15 protein-coding genes and 1 riboswitch are annotated in these 20,732 nt (G+C 39.2%); of the genes, 14 read left to right on the top strand and 1 reads right to left on the bottom strand.

What is annotated here, in order from left to right; translation table 11 throughout:
* Positions 1 to 45 precede the first annotated feature (45 nt).
* The 6 genes from pdxR (at position 46) to BN6559_RS05880 (ending at position 7,691) form a co-directional block, all read left to right on the top strand.
* Positions 46 to 1,482, top strand: coding sequence for a MocR-like pyridoxine biosynthesis transcription factor PdxR (gene pdxR / locus BN6559_RS05905; protein WP_110953856.1), 1,437 nt, complete (start codon positions 46 to 48; stop codon positions 1,480 to 1,482).
* A gap of 179 nt (positions 1,483 to 1,661) precedes the next feature.
* A complete protein-coding gene (locus BN6559_RS05900; protein ID WP_110953855.1) occupies positions 1,662 to 2,447 on the top strand; it encodes an amino acid ABC transporter substrate-binding protein in 786 nt (261 codons plus the stop codon).
* Positions 2,448 to 2,841: 394 nt separating this feature from the next.
* Positions 2,842 to 3,486 (top strand): amino acid ABC transporter permease, encoded by a 645-nt coding sequence (locus tag BN6559_RS05895; protein ID WP_110953854.1) that lies wholly within the window; start codon positions 2,842 to 2,844, stop codon positions 3,484 to 3,486.
* 16 nt (positions 3,487 to 3,502) lie between these two features.
* A complete protein-coding gene (locus BN6559_RS05890; RefSeq protein ID WP_324609403.1) occupies positions 3,503 to 4,264 on the top strand; it encodes an amino acid ABC transporter ATP-binding protein in 762 nt (253 codons plus the stop codon).
* 477 nt (positions 4,265 to 4,741) lie between these two features.
* A riboswitch (glycine riboswitch) is annotated at positions 4,742 to 4,843 on the top strand.
* 213 nt (positions 4,844 to 5,056) lie between these two features.
* On the top strand, positions 5,057 to 6,226 hold the full coding sequence (locus tag BN6559_RS05885; RefSeq protein WP_110953853.1) for an ABC transporter substrate-binding protein: 1,170 nt from the start codon (positions 5,057 to 5,059) through the stop codon (positions 6,224 to 6,226).
* Positions 6,227 to 6,524: 298 nt separating this feature from the next.
* Complete coding sequence (locus tag BN6559_RS05880) at positions 6,525 to 7,691, top strand: ABC transporter substrate-binding protein (RefSeq protein ID WP_110953852.1); 1,167 nt, start codon at positions 6,525 to 6,527, stop codon at positions 7,689 to 7,691.
* 118 nt (positions 7,692 to 7,809) lie between these two features.
* Here the strand turns inward: BN6559_RS05880 and BN6559_RS05875 are convergent, their stop codons facing one another.
* Positions 7,810 to 8,793, bottom strand: coding sequence for a helix-turn-helix domain-containing protein (locus BN6559_RS05875; protein ID WP_110953851.1), 984 nt, complete (start codon positions 8,791 to 8,793; stop codon positions 7,810 to 7,812).
* Between the two features lie 399 nt (positions 8,794 to 9,192).
* Between BN6559_RS05875 and BN6559_RS05870 the strand changes: the two genes are divergently transcribed.
* The 8 genes from BN6559_RS05870 (at position 9,193) to BN6559_RS05835 (ending at position 20,674) form a co-directional block, all read left to right on the top strand.
* Complete coding sequence (locus tag BN6559_RS05870; protein WP_110953850.1) at positions 9,193 to 11,355, top strand: TonB-dependent siderophore receptor; 2,163 nt, start codon at positions 9,193 to 9,195, stop codon at positions 11,353 to 11,355.
* Positions 11,356 to 11,831: 476 nt separating this feature from the next.
* Complete coding sequence (locus tag BN6559_RS05865) at positions 11,832 to 12,911, top strand: ABC transporter substrate-binding protein (RefSeq protein WP_199883782.1); 1,080 nt, start codon at positions 11,832 to 11,834, stop codon at positions 12,909 to 12,911.
* A gap of 155 nt (positions 12,912 to 13,066) precedes the next feature.
* Entirely contained in the window at positions 13,067 to 13,594 is a 528-nt protein-coding gene (locus BN6559_RS05860) for a flavodoxin family protein (protein WP_110953848.1), read from the top strand.
* Entirely contained in the window at positions 13,591 to 15,066 is a 1,476-nt protein-coding gene (gene hutW, locus BN6559_RS05855) for a heme anaerobic degradation radical SAM methyltransferase ChuW/HutW (RefSeq protein ID WP_110953847.1), read from the top strand. Before BN6559_RS05860 ends, hutW begins: the two co-directional genes overlap by 4 nt.
* Before the next feature lie 397 nt (positions 15,067 to 15,463).
* Positions 15,464 to 17,386 (top strand): TonB-dependent receptor plug domain-containing protein, encoded by a 1,923-nt coding sequence (locus tag BN6559_RS05850; RefSeq protein ID WP_110953846.1) that lies wholly within the window; start codon positions 15,464 to 15,466, stop codon positions 17,384 to 17,386.
* A gap of 392 nt (positions 17,387 to 17,778) precedes the next feature.
* Positions 17,779 to 18,819 (top strand): FecCD family ABC transporter permease, encoded by a 1,041-nt coding sequence (locus BN6559_RS05845; RefSeq protein WP_110953845.1) that lies wholly within the window; start codon positions 17,779 to 17,781, stop codon positions 18,817 to 18,819.
* Positions 18,819 to 19,856 carry a FecCD family ABC transporter permease gene (locus BN6559_RS05840; protein ID WP_110953844.1) on the top strand — a complete coding sequence of 346 codons (1,038 nt, stop codon included), beginning with the start codon at positions 18,819 to 18,821 and terminating at the stop codon, positions 19,854 to 19,856. Before BN6559_RS05845 ends, BN6559_RS05840 begins: the two co-directional genes overlap by 1 nt.
* A gap of 26 nt (positions 19,857 to 19,882) precedes the next feature.
* Positions 19,883 to 20,674 carry an ABC transporter ATP-binding protein gene (locus tag BN6559_RS05835; protein ID WP_110953843.1) on the top strand — a complete coding sequence of 264 codons (792 nt, stop codon included), beginning with the start codon at positions 19,883 to 19,885 and terminating at the stop codon, positions 20,672 to 20,674.
* The last annotated feature ends 58 nt before the right edge of the window (positions 20,675 to 20,732 follow it).

Here is a 20,732-nt window from a genome sequence, read left to right as displayed (position 1 = left end):
TACAAAATTTTTCTTATTCTAGCAGAGTAAAATGGAGATTACAAGATGAAAGATGAATTTGTTGATTTTGTATCGATACAATTAATAAAGGATAAAAAAGAAGCGTTGTATGTGCAGCTGTATGACCAATTGCGAGAGTACATAATCAGCGGAAAGTTGTCGCACGGGTATTTACTGCCACCGGTAAGAAAGTTTGCCAAGTTTTTAGCAATTAACCCGGGAACGGTTATGAGTGCTTATAAACTTCTTGAGAAAAATGGTTATATTTTTTCAAGAGCTGGCAGTGGAAGCTATGTTGCGGAGCTTTCTGATGTCGTTGATCAAGAGGATTGCGAAAAACAGGATGAAGAAGAAATTGATGCGATTGAAATCTTGTCACCAAAATTTGATGAAACCTATATCAACTTAGCCAGTATTGCCTTAAATCCTGATTTGATATCGGTAGAAGCATTTAAAAAAGTGCTGATTGAAGTTTTAGACCGTGACCAAGGGTATGCATTTAGTTATCAAGAAAGTCAAGGGTTTTATCCATTGAGGGAATCAATTGCCAAGGATTTGAAAAAGAATGGTGTAAAGGCTGAAGCGAATACAATGCAGATTATTTCAGGGGCACAGCAAGGAATCGATATCGTCGCCAAGGCTTTTTTGAATTATGGGGATTATGTGTTTACGGAAAATCCCACATATCCGGGGGCGATTGCTGCATTTCGTTCGCGGGGGGCTAAAATTATCGAGATCCGTATGGAGGAAGATGGAATTGCAATTGAAGAACTTGAGGAAAAACTACGTAAATTCAGACCCAAGCTAATCTATGTTATGCCCAATATCCAAAATCCGACGGGGGCTTCTTATTCTGTGGTTAAACGAAATCGCTTGATGGGGCTGGCTCGGTATTATAATACAATCATTCTTGAAGATGATTATATTAGCGCATTAAGTTATGGCAAGGAGATGATGGCACCGCTGAAGGCGATTGATCGAGATGACCGTGTCATCTATTTGAAAAGTTTTTCTAAAATTTTCATGCCTGGATTGCGGCTGGCGTTTTTGATGATGCCGGAGCATTTGGTCAGTAGGCTGTTATCGGTAAAACATAACTCTGATATTTCTACTTCGGGATTAACACAAAGAGCATTTGACTTGTATTTACGAAAAGGTATTTGGCATGCGCATATTGCACAGATCAAGGCAATGTATTTGGAACGATTTAATGTAACACTTGCCGCGATAGATGCCTATATGCCAAGAACTGTGAAGGTGATAAAACCACAGGGCGGTTTATCCATTTGGTTGGTATTGCCGATGGGCGTATCTGCGCAAGTATTGGTTGAAGAAGCACGTAAACGGCAGGTGCTGATTACGGAAGGTGCGCCATTCTTTCCACGCCAAGCCCCGGATTGTTACGTAAGAATCAGTTTCGCTACGGCAACGCCGGCTGAAATTCAAAATGGAATTCGAATCATTGCTCATTTAATCAAATAAAAATGTTTTAAAATAATGCGTGTAGAAGTAATATCACGAGGTTTAACGAGCTAGATAGAGAAAATGCATTTTATTTTTTTACAAATGCAACAATTTAAAGGTTTCATGTTTTAGCGAACTAAAGTATAATAGAATATAACATACCGTAAGGGATAAAAAAAGTGAGTGAGGGATTGGGAATGAAGAAATTAATTGCGTTGTGCGTACTGGTTATAATGGCTGCTGCATTTATGGCTGGCTGCGGTGGTGATACGGCAAAACAAGATACGGCTAAGAAAAAAATTGTAGTCGGATTTGACGATAATTTTCCACCAATGGGTTTTAAAGATGAGAAAAATAATATTGTTGGTTTTGATATCGATATGGCAAAAGAAGCTGCGAAAAGATTAGGTAGAGAAGTTGAATTCAAAGCAATTGACTGGAGCAGTAAAGAAGCCGAACTAAAAAGCGGTCGTATAGATGTACTTTGGAATGGGTTAAATATTACGGAAAAGCGTAAAGAAAATATGCTGTTTAGTGCGCCGTATATGGAAGCAAAGCAATTAATTTTCGTTCCTGTTGGTTCAGCCATTCAGGGAGAAGAGGATCTAGCTGGCAAGGTTATCGGTATGCAGAGTGCTAGCACTGCGGACGAAAATCTTGAAGCAGATGCAAAAATGAAAGCAGCGATTAAAGAGGTAAAAAAATATCCGGATTGTATTTCTGCGATGATGGATTTAGAAAATGGTCGTGTTGATGCGATTATTACGGATGAAATTGTAGGCCGTTATTACATGGGCAAAAACAAGGATAAATTTATTGCTTTAGAAAAAGCAGTTGGTCCTGTAGGTGATTTTGGTATTGGCTATCGTAAAGATGACACTGCATTACAAGGGGAAATTCAAAAAGTATTGGATGAAATGAAAAAAGACGGTACGACTGCGAAGATTTCTATAACGTGGTTTGGGAAAGATATTACAAAATAGTGCCTTTTAAAACAAACTATGGACAGATAGGTCGCGGGTCGGCGATAAGTGGAATGATATCGTTTTTATCTATTGAACTAAATCATTATTTTGTTGATTGTCTGTGATTTTATTTATAAAATCTGTATATTGGGTTAAATCGGTGGTCGTCCTTTTGTCATTGCCACAAAAGAACCAAAAAGGCTAGGCCTCACACCTCCAAAATACTTGAAAAATTACCGACTTACTAAAATCCGTAAACTCGCTTTGCTCAGACAAACGGATTTCTTAACGTAAGTCGGTAATTTTTCATCCTTCGGAACGTATTTTTCCGGAAAGGCCGGGAACGAAACCCTTGGAGACCGCAGTAAAGTTTCAAGGGATGGTAAACTGAATTTTAAAAGGGAGTTTTATCATGGAAAAAATCATTGGCATGGTGGTACCGATGCTCGATGGTATCGTTGTCACATTACAGATATTTTTTATCACGCTGGCGCTGTCACTGCCACTCGGATTGCTTTTGGCACTTGCTAGAATTTCTGGCTGGCGGCCGGTCAGCTTTCTTGTAGAGGTTTATATTTGGTTAATGCGTGGAACACCGCTGATGTTGCAATTATTATTTGTTTATTTTGCATTGCCTTCTCTGGGCATTCTATTGCCTGATTTTGCAGCGGCGTTATTGGCTTTTACGCTAAATTATGCGGCGTATTTTGCTGAAATTTTTCGAGCGGGTATTCAATCGATTGAACGCGGGCAATATGAGGCGTCGAAAGCTTTGGGCATGACGTATGTGCAAACGATGCGTCGTATTATCATTCCACAGATGATCAAACGTGTTTTACCGCCGATCAGCAATGAAACGATTACACTCGTAAAAGATACATCGTTGATTTACATTTTAGCAATGAACGATTTGCTGCGCGTTGCCAGAACGATTGTGCAGCGTGAATTTGATATGACGCCATTTGTGATTGCGGGCGTATTTTATTTAATTATGACTTTTGTATTAACGTGGATTTTCAATAAATTAGAGGCACATTACGCAAAATATGATGAGTAAGGAAGGAGGGAAGGACATGCATGAAGCAATGATTGAATTAAAAGATATTCACAAAAGTTTTCATAAATTAGAAGTGCTGAAGGGGATTCATTTAGAAATTAAACGTGGTGAGGTCGTGGCGATCATTGGGCCTTCCGGTTCGGGGAAAAGTACATTGCTCCGTTGTTTGAATCGTTTAGAGACAATTGACAAAGGCTCCATTATCGTACAGGGGGAGACTTTGGTAGAAGATGTAGATGGCATATGTCAATATGCAAATGATTTAAAATCTCGTGCGATATGCGCAAAAATGGGAATGGTATTTCAGCATTTTAATTTATTTCCGCATATGACGGTGCTTGAAAATTTGATTGAAGCACCGATTTTAGTCAAGGGCATGAAGAGAGAAGAGATCGTACCGATTGCTGAGGAATTATTAAAAAAAGTTGGTTTGCTGGATAAAAAAGATTGTTATCCATCCAGATTATCCGGTGGTCAGAAACAACGTGTTGCGATCGCCAGGGCACTGGCGATGAATCCGGCAATTATGTTATTTGATGAACCGACCTCGGCACTCGATCCGGAACTTACAGGAGAGGTATTAAAAGCAATGCGAAGACTTGCTGAAGAGCATATGACAATGATTGTTGTAACACATGAAATGGCATTTGCTCGAGAAGTTGCACAGAAAGTAATTTTTATGGCGGACGGCGATATCATTGAGGCAGGAACGCCAGAAGAAATCTTTGTGCATCCTAAGCAAGAAAGAACAAAGGCATTTTTAAAAAATATGCTATAAATAGGTGCAGCGTGTTGATAAACTATGGACAGATAGGCAGCGGGTTGGCGATAAGCACTCATCTGCGTCGTTACAGCAAGGTACTGCTCGTCGACGTACAGAAGTACGACTCCTTCACATCCCCTTACTGTGCCTAGCATCTGAGCACTTCTCACCAACCGGCAACCTATCTTCGTACTAGTTTATAAGTGGTACGGATTTCGTTATTTTCTAAGTTATCAGCATAAATATATGATTTGCCTACAGTTTAAATGCAATGATCCAATTTTTGAGATCATTGCATTTTTCTTTGTGGATCAAATCTTTTTATGTTGATAGTATTGCAAAAAAATAAACATTGTTTTATAATAGTGTTCATTCGAGTGTTTCAGACAATTACATATGTATACCGGATGAAGTCTACGGAAGAGCGGCAATTTAGCCCACCGAAGGAGTAACACTCTCAGGTACTCAAAATTTTTGAGTAGAACCGTAAATGGACGGGACTCTGGAGAGTACCCTTAAATGGGTCGCCGAAGGTGAAAACAGACAGTGAAAATTGTTTGCAAATCTCTCAGGCAAAAGGACAGAGACAAATGGTAGCAATTAAGTATACAGGATGCATGTATTCTTTATTTCTTGTGCTATTATTTTGCCGTAAGTTTCTTAGTAAATACAGAGTCAAATCAAAACGATTTGACTCTTTTTATTTCTAAGGCGTGAACTACCCTTCTTTGTTTCAATTGCAAATGGATTGTTTCTGAAATGCAGGATAAAATGTTGGTTTGATTGGAAAAGAGGGGGCGTTTATTTATGAGAAACAAAAGTAAAAAAGCGGTATGGATGTGGATGATGGTGACGTTGCTGCTTATGAGCGTAATGTCTGGTTGCGGTGGCGGAGATTCTAATAAAATTAAAATCGGTTTATTAAATGAGATGACTGGCGGCGCTGCAACATTGGGGACATCATCTGCCAACGGGGCAAATTTGGCAATTAAGGAAGCCAATGCGAATGGCGGCGTTTTGGGCAAACAAATAGAATCTGTTGCGGCAGATAATAAATCTGAACCAGCAGAAGCTGCAAATGCTATGACAAAATTGATCAATCAGGATAAAGTGGTTGCGGTTACAGGTACATTCTCAAGTTCGAATGCAATCGCTGCTGCAAGTGTCGCTGAAGCTGCGAAAGTACCTTATCTTGCTTCCGGTGCGACCAATCCAAAAGTAACAGTGGATGAAAAAACCGGCAAAGTGAACGACTATGTTTTCCGCGTATGTTTTATTGATCCATTTCAAGGTACAGTTGCTGCGAATTTTGTTTTTGATCATTTAAAATTGAAAAAAGCGGTTATGTTGATTGATAATAGCAGTGATTATAGTAAAGGGCTTGGTGATTTCTTCAAAAAGGCTTACACGGCAAAAGGCGGAGAAATTTTAGGTGAAGAAGCTTATTTACAGAAAGATCAAGATTTTAAAACCATATTAACGAAGATAAAAAGCTTAAATGCAGAAGTTATCTATATCCCTGGCTATTATGAAGAGGTTGGGAAGATTGTAAAGCAGGCACGTGAGCTTGGGATTGAAGCGGTGATGATTGGCGGCGATGGTTGGGATTCTCCTAAACTAGCGGAGATTGCCGGAAATCGTGCACTGAATCAAACGTATTTTACAAATCATTATTCTGTAGATGCAGATGATGCTAAAGCAAAAGCGTTTGTTGAGGCTTATACCAAAGAATATGGTCAAAAACCAGATGCTTTGGCTGTACTTGGATATGATGCGGCACGTGTACTGATTGACGCGATGAAAAGAGCAAACAGTGCGGAACCGGAAAAAATTCGTGAAGCACTGGCTGCAACAACCAATTTCGATGCAATTAGTGGTGAAACGACAATCAATGCGACGCATGATGCGGTGAAAAGTGCAGTGATTATTGAAATGAAAGATGGAAAGCAAGTATTCAATACGAGTGTAAAGCCTTAAAGGCATGTTGCATGCTCCTGTGTATTTTCATACAGGTATAATGTACGTTGTATACATCATCTATTTTACAAAAAAGTATTGCATAAGAAAAAAACATCGATTATAATAACATTATTCTAAGAGATAGATAATCAAATAAGAACAGCAGGATTATTTTCGACATCGAAAATAGCAATGAAAGCTATTCAGAGTCAAACCATAGATTGTGGTTTGACTCTTTTTTATTTTATAAATCTATCTTGCAGAAGAGGATTCTACGCATGGTCATCCATTGAAAATAGAAGGGGGTATTGTAACTATGAATTTTAGCAAGAAGAAACTTTTAGCGATTTTTATTGGTACTTGTTTGACTGCAACAGCATTAGCAGGTTGTGGTGGCGGCTCTGATGCGAAAGATATCAAAATTGGTATGGTTGCAGAAATGACGGGGGGCAGTGCTACGTATGGTACATCACTTGTAAATGGAGCCAAATTGGCGATCAAAGAGAAAAACGCAAAAGGCGGTGTACTTGGTAAACAAGTTTCAACTGTAATTGCAGATAACAAAAGTGAACCGTCTGAATCAGCAAATGCGATGACAAAAATTATCAATCAGGATAAAGCGATTGCTGTGACGGGGATTTTTACAAGTTCCAGTGCGATTGCAGCTTCTAGTGTAGCAGAAGCAAGTAAAATACCTTTCCTTACAGTTGGTGCAACGAATCCTAAAGTAACGGTAGGCGATGACGGAAAAGTAAAAGATTATACGTTCCGCGTATGTTTTATTGACCCATTCCAAGGCACTGTTGGAGCAAATTTCGTCTTGGATGAATTAAAACTCAAAAAAACTGTGATGTTAATTGATAACAGCAGTGACTATAGTAAAGGCTTGGCATCTTTCTTTAAAAAGGCTTACACTGAAAAAGGTGGAGAAATTGTAGGTGAAGAAGCGTATCTACAAAAAGACCAAGACTTTAAAACCATCTTAACCAAGATTAAGACGATGGGAGCAGACGTAATTTATGTACCTGGCTATTATGAAGAGGTTGGCAAAATTATTAAACAAGCACGTGAAATTGGGCTGAATCTGCCTATCGTTGGTGGTGATGGCTGGGATTCTCCTAAACTTGTTGAGATTGCCGGCGGTGAAGCGCTGAATAATACATTCTTTACGAATCATTATTCTGTAGATGATCCAAATCCAGTATCTAAAGCTTTTGTGGATGCTTATATGAAAGAATATGGTCAAAAACCAGATGCACCGGCTGTTCTTGGCTATGATGCGATGAACGTTATGATGGATGCAATTGAACGAGCAAAAAGCACAGAGGCAAATAAAATTCGCGAAGCTTTGGCAGCAACTAAGGATTATCAAGCAATCACTGGCTCTACGACTTTAAATGAAACACACGATGCCGTAAAAGGTGCTGCAATTATAGAATTTAAAGATGGTAAACAATTATACCGTGCAACGGTAAATCCGTAATTTAAGAAAGTTTTTTATTTATGAATCTCCCTGATTAAAACCATAAAAAGAAGCAAGACAAAGGGACGGTGGAAATGTCTTAAAAAAGACAGAACCACCGTCCCTTTGTCTTGCTCGGTTATAAACCGAATAACTTTCTAAATTGATTTGGCGTAAAGCCATGTACTTTTTTGAAACTGGCGATGAATTGACTGCAGTTTTTATAACCAATTGCCGTCGCTATATTTTTGATGCTCAAATCATCTTTTGACAATAGCCGCATGGCTTCTTTCATTTTTTCTTGCCGCACATATACATCCATGGTTACTCCAAAGGTTTTTTTAAAGCACTGACGCAGCTTGGTTGCCCCCATATTGGCAACGGCTGTAAGTTGCTTAGTCGATGGAGGATTTAGCAGGTTTTCATCCAACGCGTCCTTGACTAAAAGCATATATTTCTTATTTTGATATGTGACATAATGGCGGCGTTCTTCTTTCAGTTGTCTTTTCCAAAACCATTCATAACGGATATTTCTTATAATCAATGACAGTAATTCGCCGATTTTGTTCTCATAATATAATAATGGTACACTAGCAATTCTTAAAGCAAATTTTAGCTGCTCAAATAGCAGTACAATGTCTGGTGTATTATACTGGGGAAACTGCCAGCTATCATAATCCGTAAAGTTGTAAGATGTTTCTGTTGGCTTATCTCGTAAATGGTTATCAATCCATTCATCAAACAGCCAGATGCTGGTAAACCAAATTGGTGCTTCCGTATCAAATACAATTTTAAATGGTTGCCTTCCGGTCTGTACCATATGAATACCAGGTTTCAGTCGCCGTGCTTTCTTTCCGGGCTCGAAAATGGTTATTACACCACTTGCTACAGCACACAGCCATCTCCCTTTTTGCCTAATATCATATTCTCTGATCATAGGTTTCAGCAAAGTTATAAATGCGTTGGTAACGAATAATCCGGGAGAAGGATGTGCTTCCATGAGCCAACTGTCACCATGTTCTGGCGGTAAACGATATTCAATAACATTATTCTGCTCAATCTTTATGCAATCTAACTGGGCGGCTAATTCTGCATTGCCCATCGAGTATTCATTCGTTGTCACGGTGACCTTCCTTTCTAAATTGCGAGACCTTGATGCTAAATTCACGAAAATCTTCTCTGTATTATAACATGAAATAGGTTTTTAAATAACCGATAGTATACTGCCAATTACCACTAGAATACGGTTCTAAATCGCAAAAATAGTCCTATTCATCCTTTAATAAATGATAACAATTCTCATTTTGTGGGCGCTAATTGACTTTTTATACCCTGAAAGAAGTACTGTTGCTGCCAATTGACGCTGTAAAAAAGCATTGCTATAATAGTGCCAGGTTAATTTTACACGTGTTAAACCGAGTAAAACTAGCTGTCACTAGTGAATTTAATAGGTATTTTTATTATATATTTTCATTGTTTGGCCAGCAATGAGAATCACCCTGATGAATGAGGAGTCAAAACTATGAGAAAACTATCATCTTTTACCAGAAAAAGACTGCTGTATGTCTTGGTAGGCAGTGGTCTGATCTGGCAATGGCCATATGCTGCCGCTGCTGAGGAGGCAAATGATCCTCAGGTAGATGTGCGTGAGACCGCTGTCTCGCAGATTGAATTCACTTTAGAGGGGATGGAGGTTACAGCGGATAAGGAAACTCCCGTCAAAGGTCATGTCGCTAAATACAACAATGTTGGCACTAAGACGAATGCAGCACTTATCAATATACCGCAGTCCGTTAGTGTTGTTACTCGTGAACAGATGGATGCCCGTGGTGCGACAAATCTTACACAGGCGTTAGAATACAATGCCGGTGTCACTTCCAACCAGCAAGGAACCGATTACCGATGGAATTCAAGCCTGGTAAGAGGGTTTAACGTTGATAGACGTGTTGATGGCTTGCAGTTGGTAACAAATCAGTTTGCCTTGTGGGATTTTGAACAATATGGGCTTGAACAAGTTGCAGTACTGCGTGGTCCAGCTTCAACCCTCTATGGCAGCAATGCCCCCGGAGGAATGTTTAATTTGGTGAGCAAACGCCCGAAAGCAGACCAAGTGAATGAGATACAGATACAAGGTGGCAATGACGATTATCGCAGCGTTGCTTTGGATATTGGCGGGAAAATTGACGGGCACGACAATCTGACTTTTCGATTGACAGGGCTGACTCGCGAGCAGGATTTGCCTGTAGACTATAGCAGCTTCAAACGAAAGTTTATTGCGCCTTCTTTGGCTTGGAACATTGATCCGGATACCACCATTACTTTTCAGACCCATTATTTAAAGGATGAAATGAAAGGTTCTGATGAAGGAAATTCTCTTTACCGTCCTAACAGTGATTTTTATGGACGCTCCGGCAGGTTGTTTTTAGGACAACCCGGTTATACGGGGTATCAACGAGAACAATATTATTACGGCTATCTCTTGGATCATCGGTTGGATGATACCTGGTCCTTTCATCAGAACTTTCGCTATGGTAAAACTAACACCGTTTATAATATGAATTGGGCCACTCTTCAGAGCGATAAACACACGGTTACGTTTGATCCTCTTATCTATGATGACACTGCTACATCCTATCAGCTGGATACTTATGGAGAAGCAAAATGGAAAAACGGCACAATCAGTCATCAGGCCATCGTTGGTATCGACTATCGGCATGGGAAACTTACAAATCGGTACGGTGCGGGCGGCAGCATTCCGGCTGTTGATCTCGATGATTTGCATTATGGAACATCGTGGCTTGCTCCTGAAACGGCTGTAACTTACAAAGGCAAAGTCAAGCAAACCGGTATCTATCTTCAGGATCAGATCGATTTTGGTGAAAAGTGGTCGGCTACGCTGAACGGACGTAAAGACTGGTATAAACAAAATGGTGTAAATCCTCAAAATGGAGCAATCACTGAGATTGATCAGGATGCCTTTACAGGAAGAGCCGGACTTGTCTATCACGCAACTAAAGAATTATCTCCCTATATCAGCTATGCGAAATCCTTCGAACCCCAATCCGGGAGAGATCGCAGTAGTCAGCCATTTGTACCGACTACAGGACAGCAATATGAAGTAGGTATACAATACGAACCAGTAAATATGGATGCTCGTTTTACAGTAGCACTCTTTGATCTTCGTCAGCAGAATGTGTTGACAGCCGATCCTATAGATACAAATTTTAGCATTCAAACGGGCGAAATTGCATCAAAAGGATTGGAATTAGAGGCAAATATGGTGGCTTTCAAAGATTTGCGACTAACTGCATCTTATACGATACTCGACAATAAAATTACGAAGAGTACCGATGCAGCTGCGATTGGTAGGCGCACGGCAGGTGTCTCAAAGCATACGGCTGCTTTATGGCTGGACACAGCAAAAGATAAGCAAATACAGTCTGGATGGAATGCTGGCATCGGTGTACGCTACATTGGTTCTCGTTATAATACTGACAATTCACTGAAACTCAACGGTGTTTGGCTGGCCGATGCTTCGATCCGTTACAACACTACGGACTGGCAATACCAGCTTAATGTACGTAATTTATTTGATAAATTTTATGAAGCTTCTGCCTTTGACAACACCCGGACATTCCAGGGAGAGCAACGAACTCTCATTCTGACAGCAACACGATATTGGTAAGGCAATGTATAAACAAGAAATCGGTTTCACAGAATTTTGGTGTGTATCGCGCTAAGAAGACAAACATATATAATATACTAATTTTAATCTGCTGCTTAACTATAGGCGGCAGATTTTTTAGATGATAGGATAAAGGTGAAAACTACTATGTCGTGCAACGGTGAATCTGTAATTTAGAATTAATTTTATACATTAAATATTTTCTGCAAATAAAAACTTCCTTAAAGGTAAATGTTTTAGAATATAGGTATAACCTGTAAGGAATTTTAACATCAATTCTAAAATATATTGACAATGATTCTCATCTACGCTATATTATAAACAAGATGTGTATTAAATCAGAAAAAGTAAAGTACTGCTATCCTTCGTTGGTTGCGGTAATGTTTAAGAAAGCCTGGAGCTTCATTACGTAATTAAGTTATGTATGGAGCTCTTTTTATTTTGCGAAAATGGAAAAATGAGGGAGAGTGATTTGCGTGTTGGGATATGATAGACTTGTGCAAGATATATGGCATGAGTCTCACGAGGATTTGTGTCCTGTCCGATGTGTTTTTTGTAATAGTTTGTTGTTTCGCGGAATCGTAGAAAAGGTCGAAATCAAGTGCCCAAAATGTGGGACAATTCAGCTTTTAAACCATAAGGGAGATAGTCGGATTCAAAAGCGAAATTCGCCGAGACGACAGTTAGATAAATCTGGCGATATTCAAAATCGTATGGTTACGGATAGTGCCGGTAGACTGGTTGAGATCCCAAGTCATCCACGTCGGGTGGTTATTTTAAATTCATCTAATTTAGGATTGTATGTTGCAACTGGCGGTATGCCGATTGGCAGGGGGACAAGTGATCGGTTGCCGGCCATATTAGAAGATAAAGTTAAGGATATTCCAGAAGTAGGGATACCGGAAAATCCTGACCTTAAGCGTATTGTCGAGATGAAACCAGATTTAGTTATTGGTATGGCATTTCCGACATATCGATCATTAGCAGCTGTTTTAGAAAGAAAAGGAATTCCAACTATATTACAAACATTTTCTAATTATGCAAGTGTTTTGGAAGGATTATGTTTTTATGGTGAATTAAATGGCACAGAAAAAATAGCGGAAAAAAAGATTGGTGTGATTGAAAAACATCGACAACAATTAATTGAACAAATTGGTGAGCAACCTTCGCCAAGAGTGCTGGTTGTTTGGTCTATTGACGGCGAATTATATGCAGCACTTTCTACAAGTTTTGTTGGCGATATGGTAAAAAGATTGGGCGGCGTCAATGTATTTGATTTAATCACAATTAAAGATGAAAAATTAGCATATGCTCCGCTGGATTTTGAGACGATTACAGAAATTCAAATTGATGTTATTTTATTTGTCGATCATCATTTGAGTGGAGGGGAAAATCAAAAGAATACATCACTCCTGCATTCACCATGGCAGAAACTAAATACGCTGCAGAAAAATAGACGCATATATAAACTCCCGTATTCTTTATTTGCAGTCAATCCTGGTATTCAGATGGAAAAAGCATTGAGTGTATTAGCCGCTTTTCTTTATGAAAAATAGGCAGGTGAACACATTGTTCAGCTTGCTATGAGCATAGCATAAATAAAATTAGAATCTATAACCATGAAGGGAGTGGTGCAGGCAAAGCTTCCGACAATATGAAAAGAAGGATTTTGTTATACTTTAGATGAATTAAATTTTTGGAGGAATGATTTATGAATTGTATCGTTTTATACTCATCAAGAACAGGCAATACTGAGAAAATTGCCAAAGAAATTTGCAGCGTTTTACCTAATGAGACACCATGCCTGTCAGTGGCGGATGCCCCAGAAAATTTGGATGCTTACGATTGTGTTTTTGTAGGCTTTTGGGTTGATCGTGGAACAGCTGATGCACAGTCAAAAAAATTATTAGAAAGATTACATCATCCTAAAGTTGCATTATTTGCTACACTTGGTGCAGATCCGGATTCAGAGCATGCAACATCAAGTATGCAAAACGCGATAGCACTGTTGCCGTCTAATGCAATGCCGATTCATACATTTATTTGTCAAGGTAAAGTTGACCCGAATTTAATTGAGCAAATGAAAAAAATGTTCCCGACTGGACATCCGCATGCTGTGACATCTGAAAGAGAAAAACTGCATGAACGAGCATCGGTGCATCCAGATGATAGAGATTTGCAAGCAGCTAGAAATTTTGTCGTTGAAACATTAAAACGATTGGAGAATTCTGCTTTATGAAACTAGAGACGATTATGCAGACTCTTTCAAAGGAAGAAGCAGCATTACAATTTGGTTATCAAAATGTCGATCCGCTGACTGGTGCATTTCCTCATAAAAGAGTAGTTCATGCTGGTTTGACAGGGAGACCGGTAAAGGCAGACCAAACACAAGGTGTATGGGAAAAAATCATGTTTTCTGTGCCCGAGCAGATGGCGCCTCGTTCCGTTTATATTCATATTCCTTTCTGTCAGACTAGATGTTTATATTGTAATTTTTTTCAAAATGCTGCGAATCAAGCGATCGAAGATAAGTATATTGACTGTTTAATACAGGAAATAGAAGCTTCTGCCGCAGTACCGCAAATGAAAGATGGTCTGATACATGCAGTTTTTATTGGGGGTGGAACGCCGACCTCTTTATCACCACAAAATGCAAAACGTCTGTTACAAACCATTCACGATTGTTTACCGTTGGCTAATGATTATGAATTAACGTTGGAAGGACGCATTTACGATTTAGTGCCGGAAAAAATGGATATATGGATGAAGCATGGTGTCAATAGAATGTCTTTGGGTGTACAATCGTTTCATACGCATATTCGACGCCAATTAGGACGAATTGACGATCAAGAAACAGTGCTAAAAAGATTGGCAGAATTAAAAGCTTATCAGCAATGTGCAGTGATTGTTGATCTGATCTACGGTTTACCTGACCAAGATATGAAGCTGTGGAAAGAAGATTTGGAACTTTTGTCTGCATCAGCGGTGGATGGTATGGATTTATATCAGCTTAATGTGTTTGAAGAAAGTGAAATGAACAAGCGCATTCAAGCGGGGAAAATGTCTCCGGCTGCTGATACTGCACGGCAGGCAGAAATGTTTTCCTTTGCACATGACTTTTTGACAAAACGAGCTTTTAAACGTCTTAGCATCTGTCATTGGACGCGTAATAACAGAGAGCGAAGTCTTTATAATATCTTGGCAAAAGAAGGGCGAGATATGTTTCCTTTTGGTTGCGGTGCCGGAGGTAGTATCGGAGGTTATACAACGATGCTGCACAGAATGCTTCCCGTTTATGAAAAATTGGTAAAAGAAGAAAAAAAACCATGTATGGTACTGATGGAACAATCTCCATTGCAACCAATCATAAATACTGTTTTGGGACAGCTAGAGCAAGGTTTCTTAGACTTACAACGATTGATTCAGGCAGAACCTCGCTTGAGTGAGTTGCAATGGCTATATAAACTATGGGAAGAGCGTGGTCTTGTAAAATACAACGGGATTCTTTATGAATTAACGCTTGCTGGTCAATTCTGGCAGGTCAATCTATCACAGACTACGGTAGAATGTATTCAAATCTTAGTAACTGGGGAAAAAAGTTTAGCTGTGCAAAAAATTGCCGCACAAGATGGGGCAATGAAATTACATCCCAAAATCCAACATATGCCAGAAGGGCATCCGGCAATAGGAGCGGGGTTTGCTAAGGCATAATGCTGGATAGCAGAGTAGATTATAACGTAAACGTTGATATAGATATTTACATACAGCTTTTGACGCAGTGATACACTGCCGTATAAACATGTTGTATAAAATGTTGTGGCCTTGATTTTAATCAGACCACAACATTTTTTTGTATAGAAGTGACGATAGCAAAATGATAACTGGAATCGCAATTGATTTAATAAAATGAAAAGATAGGTAAGCCATTATAGATTAAAGTATGATCTGCTATAGTTTCCGATTCTTTTACTTAGGAAAGATCGTTCAAAGTTGACAAGCCCAAGGTTTTTTTGTATCATAACAAAAGTATTGATAATGATAATAACTATCAATATCGTTTTTATTCTTATTACTTAAAAATAAAGTAAAGATATAAGGAGATGACTGCATGGACAAGAAGACCAAGGGCTTACTGTGTACTTTAATTTGCGGTGCAATATCGTTTGGAATAGCAAATGATGCGTATGCTGAAGAACAGGAATTTGATTTTGATGAATATGTCGTGACCGCAACTCGTGTTCCAGTAAAAAAGAGTGAAGTTGCGGCGAATGTTACAGTTATAGGAAATGAAGAGATTGAAAAAGGCGGATATAGTAAGATTTCTGACGTATTAACTGCGAATAATGTTAATATGGGAACCAGTAGTTATGCTTCTTTTCCAATTCTTAATGGAGATGATAGAGTTCTTGTACTAGTAGATGGCAGAAAAATGACTTGGGCATATTATTCTACTACAGGTAGTTTTAATGGGCTGAATATTGATAATATTGCGATTGAAAATATTGAACGTATTGAAATTGTGCGCGGACCGAATTCAGCTTTGTATGGTAGTGATGCAGTTGGTGGTGTCATCAATATTATTACGAAAAAAGCAAAAGAAAATGTTACGAAGGCAACAACAGAATTTGGATCATGGAATTCAAGGCGTTATGCTTTAACGACCGAAGGTGTTGATAATGATATAAGTTATATATTTACATATGATAAACAAACGAGAGGTAATTTTGACTATAAAAACCCACGAACAGGAAACAGTAGAGAATTTAAAGCCAGTGAAATTGATAAAGAGCATCAAACGTTGCGTATCGATAAACAGCTTGATGATGATAGTGAACTTTCTTTGTCAATCGAACGTATGGAAGATCGCGGGGGCTATGGTTTAGCACTAAAAGATGTAGATGCTGGTACAATTTCTAATCCGGATGAGCGCCGACGTGTTTCAGATTTAAATGTCGCATTGACTTATTCATGGGGAAAAGAAAAAAATAATGCGAATAGCTTTCGAATTTATCAAAATACCAGTGAAGAAACTGCACATTGGCCGTACGGCATTTTGTGGCATGATCTTAAAGTAAATGGTGCAGAATGGCAGCAAAGTTGGCAACTGAATGATAACTATACTATGACCGGTGGTACAGATATTCGGCAAGAGAAGGTTAACGATTTTAACAGTTCAAAGTATATGAAAGCTGATGCAACTACGAAAGCGGTATTCATAGAAAATAATTTAAAATTAAAAGATGATATGTCCTTAAACTTCGGTAGTCGTTATGATCATCATGACACATTTGGTGGTGAGGTTACCTCTCATGTATCTTTGAGTAAAGAAGTAGCAACGGATACAAATGTATATATATCCTGGGGACAAGCCGTCAGAAATCCAAGATTGTTGGATCTATATGCAAATACACCAAGTTGGTTAGGTAATAAAGATTTGAAACCGGAGTCTTCAGATACATTTACACTGGGATTGGATATGAAATTAGATCATAAGACTACACTGCAATCCAGTATTTACCGTAGTGATTTAGAAAATGCAATTGTATGGAAATCAGGAGTCGTCGGTAGTCAAGGAATGTGGATGAATGTGGATCGTGAAAAGAGACAGGGGATGGAGATCAATTTACAAAGAAAATTATCTGAGCAATGGAAGGTCAATGCAGGTTATTCTTATTCAAAAATTGAAAAACAACAAGGGGGAACAGATAATTATATTCTAGATCCTCTAAATAGCCGGCCAAATGGATATTCTTTAGGTATTCAATATAGCAAAGATAAATTGGATGCGGGAATAACGATGCTGTCTGGAACAGGGCGCGATAAGAGAGCATATACCTCTGATTCATATTTTACCCTAGATATGAATATCCGTTATCGGGCTGCAAAAGATACACAAGTTTATTTAAAAGGGTATAATTTGACAAATCAAGCGTATGAAGTCATTGGAACCTCGCCTGAATATTATAAAGTACCGGGTAAATATCCGATGCCTGGAAGAAGCTTTGTAATTGGTGTGGAAAAACAATTTTAACTAAATAAGTAACAATGGAGGCTGAACAGGTATTGCTCATCATTTCATGAGAGCAGTACCTGTTTATTTTAAAGATCCGTTATGATCAAGGCCGAGCGTTGCCTAACGTGTACGATTTTATAAGTAGCTCTTCTTTTAAGAAGAAAAATTCCTAAAGGCGTTGTTTAGCGATCCGCAGAAGGAGATTTCTATGGATGTGTCTTGACAAGATTTCATCATCTATACTATAATTTCAAGCGGTAATGATTTTCGTTATCAATAAAGAATGGACTATTTCGTTCGTTTAAGATATTGCAATTGCACGAAAGTGATGAATCAGTTAAAAGGTATTATCGTACATACGAAACTGATACTTTTGTTGGTCGTAATTTTCAGAGGAGGATTTCATAGGAATGCATAGATGCTCAGAAATTGTAGCAAATAATGAAAAAGCAAGCGCATGTCCGAACCGGGTTTTGATAGTTTTGGCGTGTAGCTTTGTCGCTTTGGTACTTGGCATGTTGGTGTCCATATCAATCGGAGCAGTAAAAGTTCCTCTGTCCACTGTATGGAACGCAATTTTCAATTTTAACCCTGAATTACATGCGCATTTGATTGTTCAGGAACTACGTTTACCTAGAGTCGCAGCAAGTGCTTTGGTAGGAGCAGCTTTTGCTGTAGCCGGTGCTATCATGCAAGGCATGACGCGCAATCCTTTAGCCGATCCCGGGCTGTTAGGTATTAACGCCGGAGCAGGATTTGCTTTGGCGATTTGTTTTGCTTTTTTTAAGAATTTACCATTTAACTATCTTATTTTATATTCTTTTATGGGTGCAGCCGTTAGTATGGGACTTGTATATGGCATCGGTTCTATGGCTAGAGGAGGATTGAGTCCATTGCGGCTGACTTTGGCAGGTACTGCTGTAGCTTCCTTACTCATTGCTTTAAGTGGAGGAATTGCGATTTATTATCGAATCGATCAAGAATTGGCATTTTGGTACGCTGGGGGAATCTCTGGGATCAAGTGGCTACAAATAAAAGTTATTTTTCCTTGGATTATCCTTGGGCTTATAGGATCTCTTATACTGTCGCGTTTTATTACGTTGCTTAGTCTGGGCGAAGAAGTGGCCGCCGGCCTAGGTGTGAAAGTAACTACTGTGAAGTTCTGCGGAGGAATTTTGGTATTGATTTTAGCCGGTGCCAGTGTATCAACTGTTGGATCTATCGGGTTTGTTGGACTTGTGATTCCTCATATCGCCCGTTATTTAGTAGGCGTCGATTATCGATCGATTATTCCATGTTCAGCAATATTGGGAAGTGTACTGATGATTTTTGCTGATATTGGGGCTCGTATGGTCAATCCACCAAACGAAACACCAATTGGTGCGATTATAACCTTCCTTGGCGTTCCATTTTTTCTTTATTTAGCACGCAGACATAGGAGGGCCATGTAATGCAAGAAGTGACAATTCCTATTGCAGAGCGAGCTAAACAGCTTCGAGGATATGCTGTATTGGCTATATTAGCCCTGCTTGTCATAACATTTTTTATCATTAGTATGAATATTGGGTATATCCACTTAAATTTTAGGGAGATGCTAGAAATACTTTTGGGGTTTGGTACGGCAAAGCAAAATTTGGTATTGCTGGATTTACGTCTTCCTCGAATTGTAATTGCGGTATTTGTAGGAGCGGCTTTGTCTTTATCGGGATGTATCTTACAGGGGGTATCACGAAATCCACTTGCTGATCCAGGAATTTTAGGCATTAATGCCGGGGCTGGAATGGCAGTCGTTTTGTTTATTAGCTTTTACCCAATCCAAGCGGGTATATCCGTGTTTTTATTACCTTTTATCGCTTTTATAGGTGCAAGTTTGGCGGCCGGGATGATTTATATCTTAGCTTACCAACGAAATCAGGGATTATCAGGCGTTTCATTAGTTTTGGTTGGAATCGCTGTGGCCGCAGGGCTATCTGCGGCTATGATTATCTTTACAATTCGTATGAATCCAAACGATTATCATTTTATTTCAGTTTGGCTAGCAGGCAGTATTTGGGGGAGTAACTGGAGTTTTATCTTAGCGCTGATGCCGTGGTTACTCGTACTCATTCCATTTGTATTTTATAAAGCGCGCGTTCTCAATATATTAGGATTGGGTGATCAAATTGCTGTTGGCGTAGGTCTTGATTTGGAAAAAGAACGCTTTGCTTTGCTGGCTGCAGCTGTAGGTTTGGCTAGTGCTTGTTCTGCTGTTAGCGGCGCGATTGGCTTTGTGGGATTAATTGGCCCTCATCTGGCAAGGCAATTGGTAGGAAATCAGCATCAATTGCTTATACCCGCCGCAGCCTTGGTGGGAAGTCTTTTATTTATCATCGCCGATATCGTAGCGCGTGTTCTTTTTCAACCGGCTGAAATACCTACAGGTATTGTAATTGCAGTGATTGGTACACCGTATTTCTTATATTTACTAGCAAGATCCAAGCATTCATAGAACAGAAACGAAAGGAGGCCATAGCTATGTTACAAGAATTTGAGGCAAAGCGGCTTGATATTTCCTACGGGGATAGACTTATTGTTGAAAATTTAAATATACATATAACTTTAGGGAAGATTACAGTTTTAGTAGGTGCGAATGGTTCAGGAAAATCTACGATGCTTAAGACTATGGCACGTATTGTGAAACCAAAAAGAGGCGGCGTTTTTTTAGATGGCGAATCTATACATCATAAATCTACGAAAGAAGTAGCCAAACAATTGGCAATACTTCCTCAAAATCCGGTGGCGCCTGAAGGTATGACAGTGTATGAATTAGTTAGTTATGGGCGATTTTCTAACCAGACAGGCTTTGGTTCGCTTACTGCAGAGGATAGAAAAATTATAAGCTGGGCGATTGAAGTGACCGGAATGACGGAATTTTATGATTTTCAATTAGATCATTTATCGGGAGGGCAGCGTCAACGGGCATGGATTGCTATGGCTTTGGCACAGCAGACCGATATCTTGTTTCTTGATGAGCCGACAAGCTTTTTAGATATGGCGCATCAGCTAGAGGTGTTGCAACTTTTATGTCGGTTAAACAAGGAAGAAGGCAGAACTATCGTGATGGTCGTGCATGACTTAAATCATGCAGCTCGCTATGCGCAGCATATGGTGGCTGTAAAAAAAGGAAAAGTCATGCATCAAGGATCTCCAAAAGAAGTCATGACGCCTGCGATCCTTCACGAAATTTTTGGGATTGATGCAGATATTATCCCCGATCCGAGAACAGGAGTTCCGCTATGTATACCCTATGGATTGTCAATGGCGTAGATTGCTATAAGATGCTGGGGTGATCTGTTTTTATAGCAAGAAAGTGTTTTAAATAAAA

It is taken from the genome of Massilibacillus massiliensis, assembly GCF_900086705.1.
In the GTDB taxonomy this organism is placed as follows: Bacteria; Bacillota; Negativicutes; order FLKF01; family FLKF01; genus Massilibacillus; species Massilibacillus massiliensis.
The sequence above is the reverse complement of the archived record's forward strand: the minus strand, read 5'-3'. Positions and strand labels throughout refer to the sequence as shown.

Bases quoted from the DNA above. Each gene is read 5' to 3' on its own strand.
- BN6559_RS05840 (WP_110953844.1), top strand. From the start codon at position 18,819: ATGCAAGAAGTGACAATTCCTATTGCAGAGCGAGCTAAACAGCTTCGA.
- BN6559_RS05885 (WP_110953853.1), top strand. From the start codon at position 5,057: ATGAGAAACAAAAGTAAAAAAGCGGTATGGATGTGGATGATGGTGACG.
- pdxR (WP_110953856.1), top strand. From the start codon at position 46: ATGAAAGATGAATTTGTTGATTTTGTATCGATACAATTAATAAAGGAT.
- BN6559_RS05870 (WP_110953850.1), top strand. From the start codon at position 9,193: ATGAGAAAACTATCATCTTTTACCAGAAAAAGACTGCTGTATGTCTTG.
- BN6559_RS05900 (WP_110953855.1), top strand. From the start codon at position 1,662: ATGAAGAAATTAATTGCGTTGTGCGTACTGGTTATAATGGCTGCTGCA.
- BN6559_RS05845 (WP_110953845.1), top strand. From the start codon at position 17,779: ATGCATAGATGCTCAGAAATTGTAGCAAATAATGAAAAAGCAAGCGCA.
- hutW (WP_110953847.1), top strand. From the start codon at position 13,591: ATGAAACTAGAGACGATTATGCAGACTCTTTCAAAGGAAGAAGCAGCA.
- BN6559_RS05860 (WP_110953848.1), top strand. From the start codon at position 13,067: ATGAATTGTATCGTTTTATACTCATCAAGAACAGGCAATACTGAGAAA.
- BN6559_RS05890 (WP_324609403.1), top strand. From the start codon at position 3,503: ATGCATGAAGCAATGATTGAATTAAAAGATATTCACAAAAGTTTTCAT.
- BN6559_RS05835 (WP_110953843.1), top strand. From the start codon at position 19,883: ATGTTACAAGAATTTGAGGCAAAGCGGCTTGATATTTCCTACGGGGAT.
- BN6559_RS05895 (WP_110953854.1), top strand. From the start codon at position 2,842: ATGGAAAAAATCATTGGCATGGTGGTACCGATGCTCGATGGTATCGTT.
- BN6559_RS05880 (WP_110953852.1), top strand. From the start codon at position 6,525: ATGAATTTTAGCAAGAAGAAACTTTTAGCGATTTTTATTGGTACTTGT.
- BN6559_RS05850 (WP_110953846.1), top strand. From the start codon at position 15,464: ATGGACAAGAAGACCAAGGGCTTACTGTGTACTTTAATTTGCGGTGCA.